We start from the raw sequence: 20,741 nt of genomic DNA on the forward strand, positions 1-20,741 counted from the left end.
CGGCCCGGGCCGAATCGCTGTCCCCAAAGAGCACCACTTGGTGCGGGGACGGCGATTTTTTTTGTGCAGGAACAGCGATTTTTTTGCTATGGAGCTTGTGTTGGGTGAACCGGGAGGATGAGGGGGAGAAAGGGAATGGATTCGGAAGAATCCAATCGAACCGATCGAAGCCATCAAAACGGAATGCGTTCTAAGTGAAAGATGCCTGGGCGCCTGCTGGCAATAGCGATTACGACTGCCGTTACGACAGTTCCTGCCGACTGCCCGCTGTGATACAATAACACCGACTTGCTAGGCACGAATACCGGGTAGAGGAATGAGGGGATCGCATTGAACAAAACGATCGGTCTGTTCGCCCATGTGGATGCAGGCAAAACCACGCTGGCGGAGCAGCTTCTATATCTAACACATACCATTCAGGAGCGCGGACGGGTGGATCACCGGAACGCTTATATGGATAACCACGACATTGAAAAAGAGCGGGGCATCACGGTTTTTGCGGATCAGGCGATCATGCCGTTTCAAGGCTCAACCTATTATCTGATCGACACGCCCGGCCACGTCGACTTCTCGCCGGAGATGGAGCGGGCCATTCAGGTTATGGATGCCGCCGTCGTCGTGATCAGTGCGGTGGAAGGCGTGGAAGGCCATACGGAGACGGTGTGGCAGCTGCTGCGCAAGTATGGGGTGCCGACCTTCTTTTTCCTGAATAAAATCGATCGAACGGGAGCAGATCCCGAAAGGGTGCTCGAAGAGATCAGACGGGAGCTTACTGAAGATGTCTGTTTGATTTCCAAGGGAGACAAGCTGCATGAAGGCGGGATGTCGCCCTCTCTGGCAGAGGCCGTTGCCGAGCGGGACGAGAGACTCCTGGAGCAGTATATCGACCAAGGGTTCGATGCGGGCACATGGCTTAGTGCAATGAGAAAGATGATTCAGGATGGACGATGCTTCCCGTGCTTTAGCGGCTCGGCTCTGCAAAGTATCGGCGTGTCCCACTTTCTGCTCCAGCTGGACAGCCTCCTTTATACCGATTATGACAGAGAGGCGGAGTTCTCCGGCCGGGTGTACAAAATTCGCCATGACGATCAGGGAACCAGGCTGACCTATATAAAAGCTTTGAGCGGCAAGCTGCGTGTACGGGATGAAGTTACCTATCACGGCGGCCCTGCCGGCATGCGGGAGAAGATCACTGGAATTCGCCTGGTTCACGGCAAGAAATTTACCATGGTCGATGAGGTCAGCGCCGGGGACTTGTTCGTGGTGACCGGGCTGTCATCGGCATCGGCCGGGGACGGCTTGGGGGCGCTTGGCGGCAGAACGGTCTATGAGCTCGTGCCTACGCTGAAATCGAAGGTACAGTTCGATTCCTCGGTCCATCCGAAGGACATGCTGCGGATCTTCCGGCTGCTGGATGCTGAGGATCCCTCCCTGTCCGTCCAGTGGGATGAGGCTTCTCAGGGCATCCATCTCCATGTCATGGGGACCATTCAGCTGGAGGTGCTGCAGCGGATCGTGGACGAACGGTTCGGACACCGGATCGGATTCGCCGAGCCGGAGATATTATATAAAGAAACGATCGCCCATCCGAGCATCGGCAGCGGGCATTTCGAGCCGCTCAAGCATTATGCGGAGGTTCATCTGAAGCTGGAGCCGGGAGAGCGGAACAGCGGCATCGTGTTTGCGAATGCATGCCATCCCGACATGCTGCCGGTGAACTACCAGCATCTCGTCGCCCAGCACATCGGCGAGCGGGAGCATCATGGGCTGCTCACGGGCTCTCCGTTGACCGACATGAAGATCACGCTGTTAAAAGGACGGGCGCATAACAAGCATACCCATGGCGGGGATTTTCGCGAAGCGACCTTCCGCGCGCTCAGACAAGGGCTGGAGAAAACGACGAGTTTGCTGCTGGAGCCGTATTATCAGTTCAAAATCAAAGTGGAGCTCGAGCACATCGGCCGGCTGCTGTCGGATCTGACACAGGCCAAGGCGACGTTCGAGCCGCCGGACACGACGGGAGACAAGGTGACGGTAACAGGCATCGCCCCGGTCTCTACCCTGATGAATTATGCGATGGAATTGGCGGCCTATACGAAGGGGAGGGGAGCGATCACCCTGACGTACGGCGGTTATGACCGCTGCCATAACGAAGAAGAAGTGATCCGCCGAATCGGGTACGACAAAAATGCCGACCCCGAGTACACCTCATCCTCCATCTTCTGCGCGAAGGGAGCGGGCTATGCGGTACCATGGGATGAGGCGGACAAGCTTATGCATGTGTAAGTGTGGAAGTGGCCGAGCATTAGCATGCGGAAGTCACGGAATGGGTCATTGTAAAAAGAAGGAGCGGGGCGCATGAAAGACGCCTCGTTCCTTCTCTGTATAATAAGTTTTACACCTTAGGAAGATGCGGAAGTTTTGTTCTTGGCGGGCAGGGGAGACTGCCCAGAATTGCGCATCGTCCAGTACGTGATCACCGTCGTAATCAGCATCAATAGGCCGGTCATCATGAATACGGAATGAATGTTGAAGATGCCGCTGACCAGACCGCCGAAGAGCGGACCGGCCATGCCGCCGATTTGGTTTGCCGTCTGGCTCAGGCTGAACGCCCGGCCCCTGAACTCGCTTGGCGTGTTGCGGACAACCAGGCCGTTCAGCGCCGGGAATACGGCACAGAAGAAGGCGCCATAGACAAAGCGGATGGCGGAGAACGCCCAAATATTGCTAAACAGCATCTGTGCCAGAGACCCGATGCCGCTGGCCAGAAGACCGATCAGCAGCACTTTGTGAAAGCCGATTTTGTCGGCCAGGCGCCCCCAGCGTGCGGCAAACAGAATGCTGGCAATCCCTACGATCGAAAAGACGAAGCCGGCAATCATGGAGGTATGGCTCGACGAGCCGCCGATCTGCGCGATATACAGCGGCAATACGGGCTCAATCGTCATGACGGAAAACTGCGTGAGCAGGGTAAGCGCCAGCACGGTCAACAGCGCTTTGTTATGACCGGCGACTTTAAATGTATTCATTACCGACACCCGCTCCTTGCTCGGCACGAATTTCTCTTCCTTAACCCAGAAAATAACGAGCAGCGTAGCGATAAAGCAGAGCCCCCCGGCTAGTCCGAACGCCATGCGGTTGCTAAAGAGGGAGGCGAGGGTACCGCCGATCATCGGTCCCATAATGCCGCCGGTCGCGGTTGCCGTCGACATCATGGAGAGCGCGTAGCCGACTTTTTTCTCCGGGGTATTCGTGCCGACAATGGCAATGGCCCCGGGGATAAACCCGGAAAGCAGCCCCTGAAGCAGGCGCAGAATCAGCACCTGATACTCGTTCGTGACGAACGCCATCAGCACATAGATGACGAAGAGCACCATGCCCGCCCGAATAATCATCGGTTTACGGCCGTATTTATCGCCGACCGCTCCCCAGAACGGCGAGGAGAGCGCGCCGGCAAAAAAAGCCGAGCTGAACAGCAGGCCCGACCACATTTCCGTATGCTTGGTAACGCCGAGCTCAATCAGAAACAGCGGGAGAAAGGGAATGACCATCGAGAAGCTTGATGAAACGATAAAAGAACCGAACCATAAAATCCATAAATTTTTCTTCCAACTTTCCATGTCTTCTTCATCTCCTGATGTGCATGATTCGTTCATCTTCCTCTGCGGATGCTAAATCCCCCCCTGTCTCCTATGCAAAATGCGGTATGTATGAAAAAGCTCTGGAACTCCTGATAAAAAAAGTTTAAAGAAAATGGCAATCGAGTTTGCCCCGAACAAGACCCGTACAGCAAAACGCCCCCCAAATTTGGTAAACTGGAATCATCCCAAGCATCCAGGTACCTTCCTCAGCGACAGGCGTCTAATAATTTCATCCTACACCACATGATATGGAATGGGAAGGGCACCGAGCACGGCGCTTCCGGTCGCAGGGCGTGAGGGATTACGGGCGGGAAGCCGCATGGCTGGCGCAATTATCGCCCTTTGGATGGAGCGAAAATGGGGAGGAAATGATAGCGAAAATTTTTTTCATAAGGAGATCGACATGCGAGAAACCTTAAAGGATTTATATACAGCGGAATTGCTGCAAGCGGTGGCGGGACGAATCGGAGAGGTATATAACGAGTTCGATGAAGGCCGGTTTCTGGGGCTGATTCATAATGAAGCCTGGGAGCAAGAGGAGTTCAAGCAGCGCGTCCGCCATATTACGGTGGCGCTAACCGAAGTGCTGCCTGGTTCGTATCCGGAGGCGGTTACGATATTGACGCAGGCTGCTCCGTTTTTCCGGGGCGTAGAGTATATTTTCTTCCCGGATTACGTGGAGCTGAACGGATTGGACCAGTGGGATACGTCGATGGAGGCTTTGGCTGTATTCACGCATTATTCGACTGCCGAATTTGCGGTGCGCCCCTTCGTTATCCGGGACCAGGAGCGAATGCTGGCGCAGATGGCGACGTGGGCGGAGTCGGATGACGAGCATCTGCGGCGGCTTGCGAGCGAAGGTATCAGACCCCGTCTGCCCTGGGCTTCCCAGCTGCCAAGCCTGATCCGCGACCCGCGGCCGGCGCTGCCGATCCTGGAGCGGCTTAAAGAGGATCCGTCGCTGTATGTCAGAAAAAGCGTGGCGAACCATCTGAACGATATATCGAAGGATCACCCCGAGCTGGTGCTGGAGCTGGCCACGAATTGGTACGGCAAGCATCCGCTGACGGACTGGATCGTCCGGCATGCTCTCCGGAGCTTGCTGCGCAAGGGGGATATCCGGGCGCTTGCGATTTTTGGCTATCAGGAGCTTGAGGAGCTGGAGGGCATCGAAGTTCGCGAGCTCAAAATCAAACGCCCGTTGATCGCAGTAGGGGAGGAGCTGGAATTCAGCTTTCAGGTTGTGAACGATACGGGAAGTCCAGTATCCCTGCGAATCGATTATGAGATCGATTATATGAAGGCGAGCGGCAAGCTGGCTCCGAAGCGCTATAAATGCTCAGACAAGCGGTATGCTCCGGGATGCTGGACGGTGGAGAAGAAGCAATCGTTTAAGCTGATTTCCACGCGGCGATTTTATTCCGGCGACCATCGGCTTCATATTATCGTCAACGGCAAGCGGCTGGCGAGTATGGATTTTGTGCTGGAGGGAACGGAGTAGGAGATAGCTGCGTGCGGATTCTGGCAACACTATTAAAACGGTGGAAATCAAGCAAGCAGGTAGAAGCAGGGCCCGACTTCTGGTACACTAGATAAGTTGAAAAGCTTTCAATGCTTTTACAATAGATGGTATAACGAATCGTCGTATATTCTATGAAAATGAACGGTGTTTGATGAGGGGCAGAATGCAGGGAAGAGACAGGAGAACAGTCTTGCTTACTGCTTTCGCTTGTTCGTAGAGCACAAGAAGAAAGTATATATAGCATGCCGGCCTGGCGCCGGTTGATGGAGGATATCGATGGACATAAAAGCATTGCGAAGAGAAGACGTGGAGCTGCTGGCCCCGGCAGGCGATTGGGACTGCATGCGGGCAGCCGTGGCGAACGGCGCGGATGCGATTTTTTTCGGCGTCGAGAAGTTTAACGCCCGGGCGCGGGCGAACAATTTCCGGATGGATGAGCTGCCGGAGATTATGGCGTTCCTGCACAGCTACGGGGTAAAGGGGTTCCTGACCTTTAATATCCTGGTGTTTGAGAACGAGCTGGAGGATGCCAAGGAGCTGATCGATGCGTGCGTGGACGCCGGCGTGGACGCGGTGATCGTGCAGGATTTGGGGCTCGTGAAGCTGATCCGCGAAATCTCGCCGGATTTCCCGATACATGGCTCTACCCAGATGACGATTACGTCGCCGGAGGCGGTCGAGTTCACGAAGCCGTTCAATATGGAGCGGGTCGTGCTGGGACGGGAGAACAATCTGAAGCAAATTCAAAAAATTGGCGAGCAAGCGAAGCTGCCGATGGAAGTGTTCGTGCATGGCGCGCTGTGCGTGTCGTACTCGGGACAGTGCCTGACCTCCGAAATGTGGGGCGGCCGTTCGGCCAACCGCGGCGAGTGCGCGCAGGCATGCCGCCTGCCGTATGATCTGATCGTGGACGGGGAGCAGAAGCCGATGGGCGATGTGGCATACCTGCTGTCTCCGAAGGATCTGGCGGCGATTGACCTGATGCCGGAGCTGATTGAAGCGGGCGTGACCTCCTTCAAGATTGAGGGCCGTCTGAAGAGCCCTGAATATGTGGCGAACGTCGTGAGCAAGTACCGGAAAGCCATTGACCGTTATTTCGACGGCGAGGATGCGCGTCCGAGCAAGGAAGAGGTCCGCGAGCTGCAGCAGAGCTTCTCGCGCGGCTTCACGCATGGTTTCCTGGAAGGCACGAATAATAAAAAGCTGGTTGAGGGCACATTCCCGAAAAGCCGCGGCGTGTATCTCGGCCGGGTGGAGCAGATCCTGCGCGACGGCGTCGTCTGCAAGCTGGAAGCGCCGCTGAAGCGCGGCGACGGCATCGTATTCGATGCAGGCGACCCGACGAAGAAGGAAGAAGGCGGACGCGTCTATGACGTGCGCCGTAAAGGCGTCAAGCTGGAGGGCGAGGCGCAGGAGGGCTGGATCATCGATATCGTGCCGGGCCGCAGCGATGTGGATCTGCGCAAGGTTCATGTCGGCGACCGGATCTGGAAGACGAGCGATCCGGCGCTGGACAAGCGCCTCCGCCAGACGTTCGAGACGGACAAGCCGTACCGGGTGTTCCCGGTGCATGTGCGGGTGAGCGGACGTCCGGGACAGCCGCTGTCGACCTGGTGGACCGATGTGCAGAAGGGCACGACGGTCCAGGTGGATTCGGAGCTGGAGCTGGAAGTCGCCCAGAAGCGGCCCCTGAATCGGGAGATTCTCGAGGAGCAGCTGGGCCGCCTGGGCGGAACGGTGTTCCAGCTTGAGGAACTGGACGTCGACCTGTACGGCGACGTCATCGTGCCGATTCGCGAGCTGAACAGCATCCGCCGCCGTGCGGTGGAGCAGCTTGCCGGCGAGCGGCCGAAGCCGCCCGTATATGTGAAGCGGGCGGTGGAGGTGTATGGCGATGCAGCTGCGCCTGCAGCGCCGGTGAAGCGCGGGGAAGCGCAGCTGACCGCGCTGTGCCGCAGCCTGCCGCAGGTGCAGGCTGCGCTCGAAGCCGGCGTCGAGATGATCTACGCCGACTTCGAGTTCATCAAGCAGTTCCCGGCAGCGGTGGAAGCCGTCCGGGCAGCCGGCAAGCAGATTGCGCTGGCTACGCCGCGCATCCACATGCCGGGCGAGAACGGCTACCATAACAACATCCTGCGCCTCCAGCCGGACGCCGTGCTGGTGCGCAACACCGGGGCGCTGTATTTCTACCTGCGCCACCGGATGGAGAACCCGGGGGCGAAGCATCCCCGGCTGATCGGCGACTTCTCCCTGAACATGGCCAACCACAAAACGGTTGACCTGTTCACCGAAGTCGGTTGCGACGTCGTCACGCCTTCGTATGACCTGAACATCCAGCAGATGGTGGATCTTCTCCGCAAGGCGGACACGTCGAAGCTGGAGATCGTCATCCATCAGCATCTGCCGATGTTCCATACCGAGCACTGCGTGTACTGTACCTTCCTTAGCGAAGGAACGGACTACACGAACTGCGGCCGTCCATGCGAGGCGCATCGGGCATCCCTGCAGGACCGGATCGGCATGTCCCATCCGGTGCGCGTGGACGAAGGCTGCCGCAACACGGTATACAACGCCATTGAGCAGTCCGGTGCGGAATACCTCTCGAACTTCATGGAACTCGGCGTGCCGCGCTACCGGGTGGAATTCCTGGAAGAAACGCCGGAGCAGGTTCATCAGGTCATCGATCTGTACAACCGTGCTCTGCGCGGAGAAATCAGCGGAACCCAGGTGTGGAAAACGCTGAAGGCGACCAACCAACTCGGCGTTACGCGGGGGCAGCTGGTGAAATAAAGGGAGCCCGGAAGGATTGTGTATGGTAGCTAGCGAGTGAGCGATCCCCTGAACGATAATAAGAGGACGCGCAGCGCTTGCAGCATAGCGATCCCATAAAGGAAATAAAGCGCGAGGACGCACAACGTTCGAACCAAGCGACCCCAAGCGCGTGAATAAGAAGGAGTGATGCCGGTGCGGGCATCACTCCTTTTTTTAGCGTCCAGATTGTCGTCTGATGGCAGCAGCTTCATCCAGAGGTCCTTTCACCAGGGACACCCCTCTTTCAGAGAGAGACAAGAACGTGCTACAATATAGCACAAGCATAAGTAAAACGCTTAACCTGGAAGAGAAAGGACTGAACCCTTTGCAGCACAACTGGTATCGCAAGCTGCTTCTCTCCTATTTTCCCATTTTCCTCATTACGATTACGATCATCGTGTTTCTTTCTTTCATTATGTTCAACGAAGCCTCGCGTGAAGAGGCGGCCAAGGCGAACGGGATTTCCACGCGGTTTATTATGGAAGACCTGGACCGCTCTATCAATGCCATTGAAATGGACGTGCTGAACGAAGTGGAGACCAGCTCCCTCTACTCCAGCTATCTGTTCAGCGACCCTTCATCCGATCAGAACCTGATGCACTCGCTGGTGAAGCGCCTGCGCGGACTGCAGACGGGAAGCGGTCTGATTGAATCGGTCTATTTGTACCGTCACTCGGATCAGTCGGTGCTAACCACAAGCGGCCAGAGTCCGCTCCAATCGTTCCCGGACCGGTCGTTCATCGAGCAAGCTCTGAAGGAGCCCGATTACCGGGGCTGGTCGGCCGTGCGCTCCATGACGGGCCTGGGCGAAAGCAAGCCGAAGCAGGTCATCTCCATGCATAAAAATTTGCCGCTCCCCTTCGGCACTCAGGGTCTGCTTGTAATCAACGTCGGCATCTACCGGGTGGAGCAGATGATCAATCCGATGATAAATGACAGCGTTTCCTTTTTGAATATTCTGGACTCCGGCGGAGAGCTGATCTTCGAAGCGTCCCGAATGGGAGGGGATAACCGGGCCAAAGAAGGCAAGGTGCTGACGACGCTGCAATCGGATCAGCTGGGGTGGACGTTTGAAAGCGGCCTCCGGGCGGGCCAGCTCTATGCCTGGGTGTCGGTCGTGTCCTACATCTGGATCGTGATCGGCTTTGTGACCGTGGTGCTCGCCATTATCTACATCGTGTATATTACCAGACGGAACTATCAGCCGATCAAAGCGCTGATGAACCGCGTGGAGTCCATTCAGCTCAGCATGCCGCAGGCGGCCAAGGATGAGCTGTCCATGATCGACAGTGCGCTTGAAAGCCTGATCAGCCGGTCCATGGATTATGACAAAAAGCAGCACGAGAATCTTCAGCTTCAGCGCAGCCAGCTGATTATGGACCTGATCAGCGGGCAGAAGCCCGAGGAGGAGCTGCAATCCCGGATGGCCGAGCTGGCTCCGATGCAGCTGCCGGCGAAGACGGCCGGTTATGCCATGATGCTTGGCGAAATCAATGATTACAGCGGTTTTCGGGACGTTCATACCGTCCGTGACCAGAACGTGCTGAAGTTTGCGCTGATGAACGTGTTCCAGGAAATCTCACGCAACGCCGGCTTCCACAGCTGGCTTGAATGGATTACCGGCAGCCGCGTCGGTATTCTGATCGCATTGCCCGAAGGTGAAGGCGACTATCGCGAGGGTCTGATCCACGCTGCCGAGGAATGCAGGGGCTGGGTCGAGGACAAGCTCCGCATGTCGGTGAGCTTCGGACTGGGCGGCAAGGTTGCCGGCCTCCAGGAGATCGGAGCATCGTACCGCTCCGCCTCCGAGGCGCTTGGACACAGGCTGGCGATGGGCAAGCACGCCGTGCTGGTCGGCGACGAGCTGTCCAAAGGCGATTTAAGCCATCTGCTTCCTTATCTGACGGAGATTTCGGAGCTGGTGAAGGACTTCCGCTTAAATAACGAAGGGTGGAGAACCCGGCTGAAGAACATGTTCGTTTCGTTCAAGGAAGAGCGGCTGAAGGATGATATCATCCGCTCTCTGGTCAAAAGCATGCTTCAGCTCCTCTCCCGGGAGGTCGGCGCGTTATCCGACGAGCTGCGCAGCCAGCTGTCGGAAGGCATGGAGCCAGTTCTTGCCGGCGCAGCGACCCTGGATGAGCTGCAGATCAGCATCAGTGACCACTTAACGGAAATATACCGCACTTACGTAGCGCTCAGCGAAACGAAAAGCTATCGTGCCATGATCAGCGAGATGAAGCATTATATCGAGGAGCATTTTGAGGATCCGGATTTATCCCTCAAGCATCTCAGCGACCGTTTCCAGATCTCCGGAAAGTATGCAAGCTATCTGTTTAAAATGGAATACAATATGAAGTTCGTCGATTTTCTGGTGCAGCTGCGGATGGAGCGGGCGGAAGAGCTGCTGGCGAATACCGAGCTTTCAACCCAGGAAATCGCGGAGAAAATCGGGTATGCCAACGCCATAACGTTTGGCCGGGTGTTCAAACGGACGGTGGGGATGACGCCGGGGGATTACCGCAAGCTCAAGATGAAGGCCTCGCCGGGTACGGAGCTGGAATCCTAGAAGGCGGTTGGATGAAGAAAACGTTCTGGATTCCTAGAAGGCGGTTTGGATGACGAAGGGTTCGGATTCCTAGAAAGCGGTTTGGATTACGAAAACGGTTTATCGTATATATGGATCAAGCAACGGGTGCAGAACATTCCAAAGCGGAAGCTGCACCCGTTTCGTATTTTACGAATATCGGGCATATCGTAGCCTGTCAATCACACTGGATCGGGAGTCGCAGCTTGGCAGCAAACGCCGGTGCAGCAGGGCATTCAGCCATCATTAGAAATCGGTTTATTATGCGAAAACAGTCATTCGATATCCGAAAAACCTTGTAACCGCGGGGTTTGTAGCGTTTGGAATTTGGTTTATTGTCATTCGCCGGCCGCTAAGGCATACTGAGGACACCCAAAAGGTTAAGCGCTTACACTGGTGGCAGGCGAGGCTGGATTCCCGACTGTCCCCGCAGGACATTTTCATTAAAAAAAGATCGGCGCGAATCGGCAGGGACATATTTAAACGAAAAGGGGATGTAACTATGGCGGCAAGCAAGAAAACGTGGGGCAAGCTCGCTAAGCTCTCGCTCGTGATGCTGATGGCCGGAACGGTCGTATTATCCGGATGCTCATCAAAATCGGGCGGCAGCACCGATACCTCAGGCGGAAGCTCCGGATCCAACGATGGTAAGCAGGTCACGCTGAAGGTCGAGATCTTCGACCGCGGCAATACGCCGGAGCCTTACACCATCACCGACAGTTACCTTACGAGATATATCCAGGACAACTTTGGAACCCCTAACAACATTAAGATGGAATTCGTACCGGTACCCCGTTCGGAAGAAATCAAGAAGCTGAATGTTCTCATGGCCAGCGGCGGCGACGTGCCGGATATCGTGTTTACGTATGACACGCCCACCTTCAACCGTTATGCCGAGCAGGGCGGTTTGACGGAGCTGACCGATCTGATCAACGAGCATGGCCCGAATTTGAAGGCGTTTCTCGATGAGGAGGCGATGAGCTACGGCCAGTACATGGGCAAGCAGTTCGCCGTTCCCGGAAAACGGGCATTCCTGGGCAAGTATTCTTCCTTTATTCGCACGGACTGGCTGGATAAGCTCGGCATGGATGTTCCTCAAACGACGGAGGAGCTGTACGAGGTGCTGAAGGCTTTTAAAGAAAAGGATCCCGGGGAAACCGGCGGCAAGGTTATTCCTTTCGGCATGACGATCGAACCGGCGCAATATGATCCGCTGATCTGGTCCTTTATCCAGCCGACCACGGAGGAGCAGAAGTACACGTTGATTCAAAAACTCGGGGCCAACGACTACCCGACTCTGCTGCCGGGCTTCAAGGATGCGCTCCAATTCATGAACAAGCTGTACAATGAAGGGCTGATCAGCCGCGATTTCAGCTTGGACGAGGACAAGAAGCAGCTGACCCAGGATGTGACAAACGGTCTCGTAGGCTTTTTGACAGAGGATTATCCGAACTTGTATTACGCGGACGGCACCTATGATACGCTGCTGAAAAACCAGCCGGATGCCAAGCTGGAGCCGGTGGACCCGTTCACCAACTCCGAAGGCAAGCACGCAAAGCCTGAGTACGCGCCAAACGGCATGTACATCATGATCCCGAAAACAAGCAAGCATGCGGTCGAAGCGATAAAATACCTGAACTGGATGGCCGCCCCTGAGAATCTGCTGGCTCTGCAAAACGGCGTGGAAGGCGAAAACTACGAAATGGTCGACGGCATTCCCGTCATCAAGCCGGACGCCCCTCAGGATGTGATTGACCGTCTGTATAACTCCGGCGATATTGCCATTATTGCCAACGGCAACTTTGTCGGCGACGATGCGCAAAACCGGGAGAAGCTGACCACCAACTTCCCGAAACGATTCCAGGATCTGCACCGCAAGGCAGTGGAAATCGCGGCGACGGATACGTTCAAGCCGGTCAACTTTGACCGTCCGATCGAATCGGAAGCGAAGTACGGCACGAACCTGCAGGCGAAATACGAAGAGATGATCGTCAAGACGGCCATGGCCAAACCGGAAGACTTCGAGAAAACCTTCGAAACCACGATGAAGGATTACATGGTCAGCGGCGGTCAGGCGATCCTCGACGAGCGGACCAAGGTTTATCAGGAAATGCAGTCTAAATAACAAGATAATCCGCAGCGGGATATGGGGAAGGACGGCTGTCAACGTTGAGGCCGTTCCTTCGTTCCCGGCGTCATGAGCAAGGAGAGGATGATTCAGATGAGTGGAACCGTTTATCTGCGCCGGTACTGGCAATTATATGCACTGCTTGTTCTGCCGCTGGTTTATTTCATCATTTTCAAATACGGCCCGATGTGGGGCGTTCAGATCGCGTTTAAGGATTTCAACTTCTTCCAAGGCATTACCGGAAGCGAATGGATCGGGCTGGATGCCTTCCGTGAAGTCTTCCAAACCCAGGATTTTTATAAAACATTGCGCAACACGCTGATGCTTAACCTGCTGGACCTCCTGGTTTCATTTCCGGCGCCTTTGATTCTGGCGATTATGCTGCATGAGCTCCGGATCCGATGGTTTAAACGGTTATCCCAAACGATTTTGTATATTCCCCATTTCATTTCATGGGTTATTATAGGCGGCATTGTGTATCAGGTGTTCGGCACGCAATCCGGCATGATCAACAACATGCTGATGGCGCTTGGCTTTGAATCGGTGCCTTTCCTGACGGACAAAGACACGTGGCTCATTACTTACCTGGCGACGGGCGTGTGGCAGAGCGCAGGCTGGGGAACCATTCTCTATCTGGCGGCATTGACCGGCATCAATAAGGAGCTGTATGAAGCGGCGGAGGTGGACGGAGCGGGCCGGTTCAAGCGGATACGGCATATCACGCTGCCGGGCCTGAAGACCACGGTCGTCACGCTGCTCATCATCAACCTCGGCAATATGATTGCGATCGGCTTCGACCGCCCGTTCGTCATCGGCAATAAAGCGGTCATGGATTATTCCGACGTGCTCAGCACCTATGTGTACCGGACGGGTCTTGAATCCGGTCAGTATACGCTGGCGACGGTGGTCGGCTTGTTCCAGGCGGTGGTCGGTTTGATCTTCCTGCTGGGCGCGAACTATGCATCGAAAAAGCTGACGGACGAATCCATCATTTAACGTTGTACAGAAAGGAGCTTCACCCATGAGCGAGCGTGTGTCGAACCGTGTTTTTGATACCGTAAACATTATCCTGCTTGCGGTGTTCGTTCTTATTTGCCTGGCACCCTTCTTCCATATTATCGCGATATCCTTCAGCTCCAACCGGGCGGTAACGTCGGGGGATGTGACGTTGTTTCCGGTGGAATTCAGCCTTCAGGCTTATCAATCCGTATTCTCCGATTCCAGCATGATCCGGTCTCTTGGCTTTACGGTGATGCTGACGCTGCTGACGACGGTGATGTGCATGATCATGACGATTATTGCCGCTTACCCGCTGACGAAAAAGAAGCTGAAGGGCCGCAAATTTTTCATGTTCATTATCATCGTGACCATGTTCTTCAGCGGGGGCATCATCCCGGAGTACATCCTCGTAAAAGACTTGAACTTGTTGAATACGATCTGGTCATTGGTACTTCCGGGATTGATCAGTCCGTTCTATCTCATCATCCTGATTTCCTTCTTCAACGGTATTCCGGAAAGCCTCGAGGAAGCAGCCGAGATTGACGGCACGAGCCAGATCGGGACGATGCTGCGGATTATCTTGCCGCTATCCTTGCCGGTGATCGCGACGCTAAGCCTGTTCTATGCCGTCGGGCGCTGGAACGGATTCCAGGACACGCTCCTGTATATCACGAAGGAAGAGCTCTATCCGCTGCAGCTGAAGCTGTACCAGCTGGTGCAGAACAATATGATTACGGATTTGACCCGCAACGAGGGACCTTCCGCAGGTATCAGAGCAGCCACGGAAAGCCTGAAAGCGGCGAGCGTCGTGTTTGCCACGGTACCGATTCTGATCGTGTACCCTTGGCTGCAGCGTTACTTTGTCAGCGGCGTTATGCTGGGAGCGGTAAAAGGTTAAGGATGACGGAGATCAGGGGGAGCTTATGATGTATAACAGGGTTTTTGAAGTGAACGACAGCTGGGTGCGGGAGGCGATGGACCGCCAGATCATGGAGCCGGAGCACCGCTGGTACGGCGGGGTCCGCACGATCGAGAACGGGCTGCCTTCGCCCAACCATAACAGCGGGACGCCGACCGCCATGGCCATCTGGGCCGCCGCGCTTTGCAATCCGGCCTCCGAATATTACCGCAATCACGAGCTGGCCCGTCGATTTGCGCTTGCCGCGCGTTACATGCTTGCGGCTCAGCATAGCGACGGCACGATATCGCCCGGCTGGACGAATTTCCATTCCCCGCCGGATACTGCCTTCGTGGTGGTCGGTTACGCACAAACCGCGCAACTGCTTATGGCTGACGGCTGGGAGGACTTGAAGGAAGCGGCGGCGGATATGCTCCTGTTCCTGGAACGGACCTTGCCCGCCCTAATCACCGGAGGCTGCCATACGCCGAATCATCGGTGGGTCATCTGCGCAGCGCTGGGCTTCTTGAACGAGCTCTTTGATTCGCCGGATGCCTTGAAGCGGGCCCGGGCGTGGCTCGCGGAAGGCATGGATGCCACGGCTGACGGGGAGTGGACCGAGCGCAGCAACGGGATTTACAACGTCGTCAGCGATGTCATGCTGATTCATGCGGCCAGGCTGCTGAAGCGTCCGGAGCTTCTGGTGCCGGTCCGGGCCAACCTGAAGATGATGTCCTATCTGGTCCACCCGGACGGAGAGATCGTCACCGAATATTCCGGGCGGCAGGATTTCGGCCAAAGCTTCGATATGTCGGGGTATTTTCTGCCGTGTCTGATGATGGCTTCACTGGACCAGGATCCGGTATTTCAAGGCATGGCCGAGCAGTCGCTGGCTTTGCTGAAGCATCCCGGCGGAGCGCCGACGAATGCCGCCGTGCGGCTGCTGCTGGATCCAGGGCTTCTGCGTGAAGGTGCGGAGACGAAGCCGATGCCGGAGAACTACCGAATCGTGCTGAACGGTGATTTTCCCAGGGAGCGCTATTTGTCCGGCTTTGCAGACGCCGGCCATCACGGCGTTATCCGCTACAGCCGGATGCACACGGATTTTGGCGCCCCGGTGGCGCGAATCCGTGAGGGCCATACCAGTGTGACGGTAAGCACGGAGATGTCTTCCTTCTTTTCGCTTCGACATGGTGCGGCCCGTCTGCTCGGCGTGCAGTTTGCCTCGTATTTCGAGCCCGGCTTCGTCAAGATGAGCCGGATGGCAGCGCTGGAGCAGGGATACCGGCTATCCGGCGAACAGGAAAAAGGCTACAACGGCCCGGTGCCGGAAGCCGATCTGCCTGCAAGCGCAGGCGAAGACGTCAGCCCTTGGTATTTGCTGCCGCATCACTGCCGCCCGCAGACGCATCTCCAGCGGCACAAGGTGGAGGTGGATGTGGTGGAGACGGGCGAAGGCTGGAGGCTGGTCATTTCCTCGACAGAGCCGGAGGACGTCGTGTCGCAAATCTCGCTTGTTTTTCCGGCTGCCGGAGCCCTTAGCGGCGGTGAGCTTGCTCCTGCGGGCGTGGATACCCAGTTCTGGATGGGAGGGAGCATCCGGTATGAAGCTGGCGGCGACTGGATGGAAATCAGCGGCGCCGGATTTGAGCATACGGCGGCAGGTGTCCGGGAAGCGGCGTATCCGCTCGGGTTCCGTACGCTGCTGCTGAATGTGGTGACTCCGTTCGTGAAGGAGATCGACATCAAGCTTTCTCCGATGGCAGCGCACGGCCGAACGGAAGGAGGCGTATCTTCATGACAAGCTATATCGAGGCCCGCGAGAGCATCCGGTATTGGCTGGGCGATGATGATGCCGGCATTCTGAAGACGATTGCCGGGCGCTACATCGGGGCGAACCCGGAAATTCCGTTCGCGCTGCGGTCGTTCGCCGGTACGGGGATTCTTCAGACCGGAGAAGGGTTCTACGACTTTAACTTCGGCGACCGGTTTCGGGATGCGAAGCAGGGGAACGCTGCCTTTGCGCTTGGTCTGGTGTGGAGCGACGACGAACGGTCGCTGGATGCCGCGATCATGCCGTTCAGCCCGGTCCGCTTCTATCTGAACGAGCAGCTGATGTACCGTTCAGGAGCCGAGGACGAGATGAAGCCCGATGCGAAGATTGTCATTCCGCTGGTGCTGAATCCGGGCTGGAACACGTTGTTGATTGAGGCGCGCAGGACTGAGGCCGGATTCGGCTGTCGCTTTGGCGCCCAGGAGGGCAAGGTCCGAATTCTGCAGGTGCTTTTCCCGTTTGCGGACCGGAAGGGGGCCGCCGGCTGGGCGTATTCCGGGCCGCTGACGGCCGGCCTATTCGGCGAAAGCGGCCGCTTTCCGAACGCCCACGGAAGCGAAGACGATACGGGCGTGAGCTGGCTCCCGGTTACAGGCTGGAGCGAGCAGGAAGCGGTGAAGCCGAATTTTGAGCGAATGTTCGGCTTGCCGGGGGCAGCGGTATCGGGGTATGCCTGGAGCCGATTGAAGGTGCCTGCCGCAGACGATCCGATTGAGCTTAGAGGCCGTACTAGGGGCAGGCTGCAGGTCTGGATCGGCGGACATCCTGTACCGGTCCTAGACCTTCAAGAGGGAGGAGACTTCCGCTGTGAGCTGCCTGCTGCGAGCTGCCGAGGGGATTTGCTGGTCCGCTGCTCCAGCGGGCCGTCCGGATGGGGATTTCAGCTTCAGGCCTATCATGCTGGGGAAGAGCTGGAATTCGTGCTCCCTGTTCCGGTACAGGGGGCGCCGTCTCCTTGGTTGTATGCCGGCCCGCTGGCGGCAGCGAAGGAGGAAACGCCGGAGGAGGTGTGCACGGTCAAGAGGCTGTTCCAGCTCGCGGACGGCCGCGGCTTGACCGGATGGTCCCAGGATGCGCCGGGCTGCCGGGTCAGGCCGTTCTATGAGAACGCCATGCTGAGCAACAAATGGACCTCCGGCTCGGCCACCAACTTCGGGCGTTGGGACTATCCGCTCGGCGTGACGATGTACGGTCTGCTGAAGACCGCGCGAGTATTGGGACGGCCGGATATTGCGGAATATGCCCGGGCACATATCGGCATCTGCACGTCATGGTACGAATACGCGGTTTGGGACCGGGATACGTACGGCTTTCCGTCCATCAATCATCAGCTGGTACTGATTAAGATGCTGGACAACTGCGGTTCTTTCGGCTCCGCGATGTTGGAAGCCTATGCGGAAAGCGGCGGCAGTCCGGAGGATTTGAAGGTCGCGGAGGTCATTGCAGATTTTATGGCGAACCGCCTGGAACGTCGGGAGGACGGGGCTTTTTACCGGCTGTGCGTTTCCGAGTATTCCGCGGATACGATGTGGGCGGATGATCTGTACATGAGCACGCCGTTCTTGTCGCGGTACGCCGGGATTACAGGCGATTCCTCCTATCTGGACGAAGCGGCAAGGCAGTTTCTGAGATACCGGGAGTATCTGTTCATGCCGGAGGAAGGCGTGATGAGCCACGTATTTGATTTCAAATACGGGAAAGCGACACGTATACCGTGGGGACGCGGAAACGGCTGGAGCCTGTTCTCCCTATCCGAGCTGCTGGAGCGCCTGCCGGACGAGCATAAGGACCGCCTGGCGCTGCTTGGATTTTTCTGCGAGCTGTGCGCCGGGATCGCTTCCTACCAGGGCGAGTCAGGACTCTGGAGACAGGTTATTACCGATCCGGAGGCTTATGAGGAAGCTTCCTGCACGGCGATGTTCGCTTACGCCTTTGCCAGAGGCGTGAGGTTTGGCTGGCTGGAGAATCCCGGACGGTTCGCCGAGGCCGCCATTCGGGCATGGCAGGGGCTGACCGAGCATGCCATCGATCGCAGCGGCAGCGTGCATGGGGTGTGCAGCGGGTCCCGTTATTCCTTTACGGGGGACTATTACAAGCATGATCTGCTTACGGTGCTGAACGACAACCACGGGATCGGCATCATGATGCTGTCGTGCGTGGAAATTATGAAATTGAAAGGCATGCAGGGCCTCCAGTAAGGCATACACTTTCGTTAAAGCGCTTAATCCGCCAAAGGATATAAGCGCTTCGGTGCACTAGGTTAAGCGCTTAATTCATAGATGGCTTTCCCGCTTTCCCGTTTGGATTCAAGAGAAGATAAGCGAAAAGGAGATGAACCGGTTGACGACGACAAGATTAACGATGGCACAGGCGCTGCTGAGGTTCCTGGATGCACAGTATGTTTCTGTCGACGGAGTGGAGACGAAATTTGTGCACGGGGTGATGGGGATTTTCGGGCACGGCAATGTGACCGGCCTCGGCGAGGCATTGGAACGAAGCGCGGGGGACCTGGTTTATGTGCAGGGCAAAAACGAGCAGGGCATGGTGCATGCCGCGGCGGCCTACGCCAAGCAGAATAACCGCCGGCAGATTTGGGCCTGCACCTCATCCATCGGTCCCGGTGCCTTGAATATGGTTACCGCGGCAGCTACGGCAACGGTGAACCGCATTCCGGTGCTGCTCCTCCCAGGCGACAACTTCGCCTGCCGTCAGCCTGATCCGGTGCTTCAGCAGATCGAGGCCCCGTCGGATTATACCGTTTCGGCGGCCGATGCATTCAAGCCGGTGAGCCGGTACTGGGATCGGATATCCCGGCCGGAGCAGCTGATCGCAGCGGCACGGCAGGCGATCCGCGTGCTGACCGATCCGGCGGAGACGGGGGCGGTGACGCTGGCGCTGCCGCAGGACGTGCAGGCTGAGGCGTATGACTATCCGGATTCGCTGTTCGAGAAAACCGTTCATGTCATCGATCGACGCCCGCCGTCGGCGGAAGGGCTGCAGCGGGCAGCCGCACGGATTGCCGCGAGCAAGCGCCCGCTGATCATCGCCGGAGGCGGCGTGCATTACAGCGATGCAACCGGGCAGCTTGCTGCTTTTGCAGAAGCCTTCGGAATCCCAGTCGCCGAAACGCAGGCCGGCAAAAGCGCGCTTCCCTGGAATCACCCCTTGAACCTGGGGGCGATCGGCGTGACCGGCTCGCTGGCGGCGAACCGTACCGCGGCAGAAGCGGATTTGATCATCGGTATCGGTACCCGGTATACGGACTTTACGACGTCCTCCAAATGGGCGTTTCAGCGGGAGGATGTTTCGTTCCTGAACCTGAACGTCAACGCTGCGGACAGCGTTAAGCTTGGCGGCGAAGCGCTGGTGACCGATGCGAAGGAAGGTCTAAAGGCGCTGCATGCTAAGCTGTCGCAGGACGGCTATCAAGCCGCATATGAAGAAGGCGAGCTCGCCGGGCTGAAAGCGGAGTGGGACCGCGAGGTGGATCGGTTGTACGCCGCCGAGCATCCGGATGGCTTGTCGCAGACGAGGGCGCTTGGCGTCATCAATGAGGTCATTCCTCCGACCTCGGTCATCGTCTGTGCGGCAGGCAGTCTACCGGGGGATCTGCACCGGCTATGGAGAGCCCCCGAAGCGAAGACATACCACATGGAGTATGGGTTCTCCTGTATGGGGTATGAGGTGGGCGGCGCCCTTGGTGTGGCGTTGGCAGAACCGGACCGCGAGGTCTATGCGCTGGTCGGCGACGGCAGTTATCTGATGATGCACTCGGAGCTGGTCACCAGCTTGCAGGAAGGCCGCAAGATTACGATCTTGCTGTTCGACAACCATGGCTTCCAATGCATTCACAATCTGCAGCGGAGCAACGGCAGCGACGGCTTCGGCAACGAGTTCCGCCGCCGCGAGGAGGGCACGGGCCGCCTGACCGGTGAATACCTCCCGATTGATTTCGCCGCGCACGCGCGGGCGCTAGGCGCCAAAGCCTACAAGGCCGGCACACCGGAGGAGCTGCGAGCAGCGCTGCTTCAGGCCCGGCAGGAAACCGTCACGACCCTGATCGAGATTCCGGTTGTCCCGGGAACGAACACCGACGGCTACGAGTCCTGGTGGCGTGTGGAGGTGCCGGAGGTATCCGTATCGAGCAAGGTGACGGAGGCCCAGCGCGAGATGGCCGCTCGGAGCAAGGAAGCAAGGCCTTATTAAGTTGGAAAAGGAGTTGTTCATTGTCCCAAACCAAGGAGGTAGCATAGATGTCTCGGGCGATGAAGTTGTTCCGACTATGGGATCTGGAGTAAGGAAGCATACTACTCTACCAAAC

Annotated in this window: 11 protein-coding genes; 10 read left to right on the forward strand and 1 reads right to left on the reverse strand. The window is 57.0% G+C overall.

Translation table 11 applies throughout. The annotated features are described in order from the left end of the window. Window positions 1-330 precede the first annotated feature (330 nt). Window positions 331-2,286: a translation factor GTPase family protein gene (locus MKX76_RS25505; RefSeq protein ID WP_341034805.1), complete on the forward strand. Its 1,956-nt coding sequence runs from the start codon at window positions 331-333 to the stop codon at window positions 2,284-2,286. 116 nt (window positions 2,287-2,402) lie between these two features. On the opposite strand, the gene MKX76_RS25510 is transcribed toward MKX76_RS25505, so the two are convergent. After that, window positions 2,403-3,620 (reverse strand): MFS transporter, encoded by a 1,218-nt coding sequence (locus tag MKX76_RS25510; RefSeq protein ID WP_077568370.1) that lies wholly within the window; start codon window positions 3,618-3,620, stop codon window positions 2,403-2,405. Between the two features lie 424 nt (window positions 3,621-4,044). Here MKX76_RS25510 and MKX76_RS25515 point away from each other — a divergent pair, with 424 nt between their 5' ends. From MKX76_RS25515 to iolD, 9 genes are all read left to right on the forward strand, one after another. Beyond that, entirely contained in the window at window positions 4,045-5,142 is a 1,098-nt protein-coding gene (locus MKX76_RS25515) for a DNA alkylation repair protein (protein ID WP_341034806.1), read from the forward strand. Between the two features lie 297 nt (window positions 5,143-5,439). After that, window positions 5,440-7,953: a U32 family peptidase gene (locus MKX76_RS25520; protein ID WP_341034807.1), complete on the forward strand. Its 2,514-nt coding sequence runs from the start codon at window positions 5,440-5,442 to the stop codon at window positions 7,951-7,953. Between the two features lie 283 nt (window positions 7,954-8,236). Beyond that, the gene (locus tag MKX76_RS25525) at window positions 8,237-10,543 is read left to right on the forward strand and encodes an AraC family transcriptional regulator (RefSeq protein WP_341034808.1); all 2,307 of its coding nucleotides are present in this window, start codon (window positions 8,237-8,239) and stop codon (window positions 10,541-10,543) included. Window positions 10,544-11,063: 520 nt separating this feature from the next. Continuing rightward, on the forward strand, window positions 11,064-12,686 hold the full coding sequence (locus tag MKX76_RS25530) for an extracellular solute-binding protein (RefSeq protein WP_341034809.1): 1,623 nt from the start codon (window positions 11,064-11,066) through the stop codon (window positions 12,684-12,686). Between the two features lie 96 nt (window positions 12,687-12,782). Continuing rightward, window positions 12,783-13,685 (forward strand): ABC transporter permease, encoded by a 903-nt coding sequence (locus MKX76_RS25535; RefSeq protein ID WP_144878661.1) that lies wholly within the window; start codon window positions 12,783-12,785, stop codon window positions 13,683-13,685. 25 nt (window positions 13,686-13,710) lie between these two features. Then, window positions 13,711-14,586: a carbohydrate ABC transporter permease gene (locus tag MKX76_RS25540; RefSeq protein WP_007132248.1), complete on the forward strand. Its 876-nt coding sequence runs from the start codon at window positions 13,711-13,713 to the stop codon at window positions 14,584-14,586. 25 nt (window positions 14,587-14,611) lie between these two features. Beyond that, window positions 14,612-16,387: a hypothetical protein gene (locus MKX76_RS25545; protein ID WP_341034810.1), complete on the forward strand. Its 1,776-nt coding sequence runs from the start codon at window positions 14,612-14,614 to the stop codon at window positions 16,385-16,387. Further along, window positions 16,384-18,618 carry a glycoside hydrolase family 88/105 protein gene (locus tag MKX76_RS25550; protein WP_341034811.1) on the forward strand — a complete coding sequence of 745 codons (2,235 nt, stop codon included), beginning with the start codon at window positions 16,384-16,386 and terminating at the stop codon, window positions 18,616-18,618. The genes MKX76_RS25545 and MKX76_RS25550 overlap by 4 nt, the downstream gene beginning before the upstream one ends. Before the next feature lie 142 nt (window positions 18,619-18,760). Further along, window positions 18,761-20,626 carry a 3D-(3,5/4)-trihydroxycyclohexane-1,2-dione acylhydrolase (decyclizing) gene (gene iolD / locus MKX76_RS25555; RefSeq protein ID WP_341034812.1) on the forward strand — a complete coding sequence of 622 codons (1,866 nt, stop codon included), beginning with the start codon at window positions 18,761-18,763 and terminating at the stop codon, window positions 20,624-20,626. The last annotated feature ends 115 nt before the right edge of the window (window positions 20,627-20,741 follow it).

The sequence above is a fragment of the Paenibacillus sp. FSL R5-0810 genome, assembly GCF_038002285.1.
GTDB lineage: Bacteria > Bacillota > Bacilli > Paenibacillales > Paenibacillaceae > Paenibacillus_AQ > Paenibacillus_AQ lactis.

Coding starts and splice junctions, on each gene's coding strand:
- MKX76_RS25510 (WP_077568370.1), bottom strand. CDS start 3,620: ATGGAAAGTTGGAAGAAAAATTTATGGATTTTATGGTTCGGTTCTTTT.
- MKX76_RS25515 (WP_341034806.1), top strand. CDS start 4,045: ATGCGAGAAACCTTAAAGGATTTATATACAGCGGAATTGCTGCAAGCG.
- MKX76_RS25520 (WP_341034807.1), top strand. CDS start 5,440: ATGGACATAAAAGCATTGCGAAGAGAAGACGTGGAGCTGCTGGCCCCG.
- MKX76_RS25530 (WP_341034809.1), top strand. CDS start 11,064: ATGGCGGCAAGCAAGAAAACGTGGGGCAAGCTCGCTAAGCTCTCGCTC.
- MKX76_RS25535 (WP_144878661.1), top strand. CDS start 12,783: ATGAGTGGAACCGTTTATCTGCGCCGGTACTGGCAATTATATGCACTG.
- MKX76_RS25540 (WP_007132248.1), top strand. CDS start 13,711: ATGAGCGAGCGTGTGTCGAACCGTGTTTTTGATACCGTAAACATTATC.
- MKX76_RS25545 (WP_341034810.1), top strand. CDS start 14,612: ATGATGTATAACAGGGTTTTTGAAGTGAACGACAGCTGGGTGCGGGAG.
- MKX76_RS25550 (WP_341034811.1), top strand. CDS start 16,384: ATGACAAGCTATATCGAGGCCCGCGAGAGCATCCGGTATTGGCTGGGC.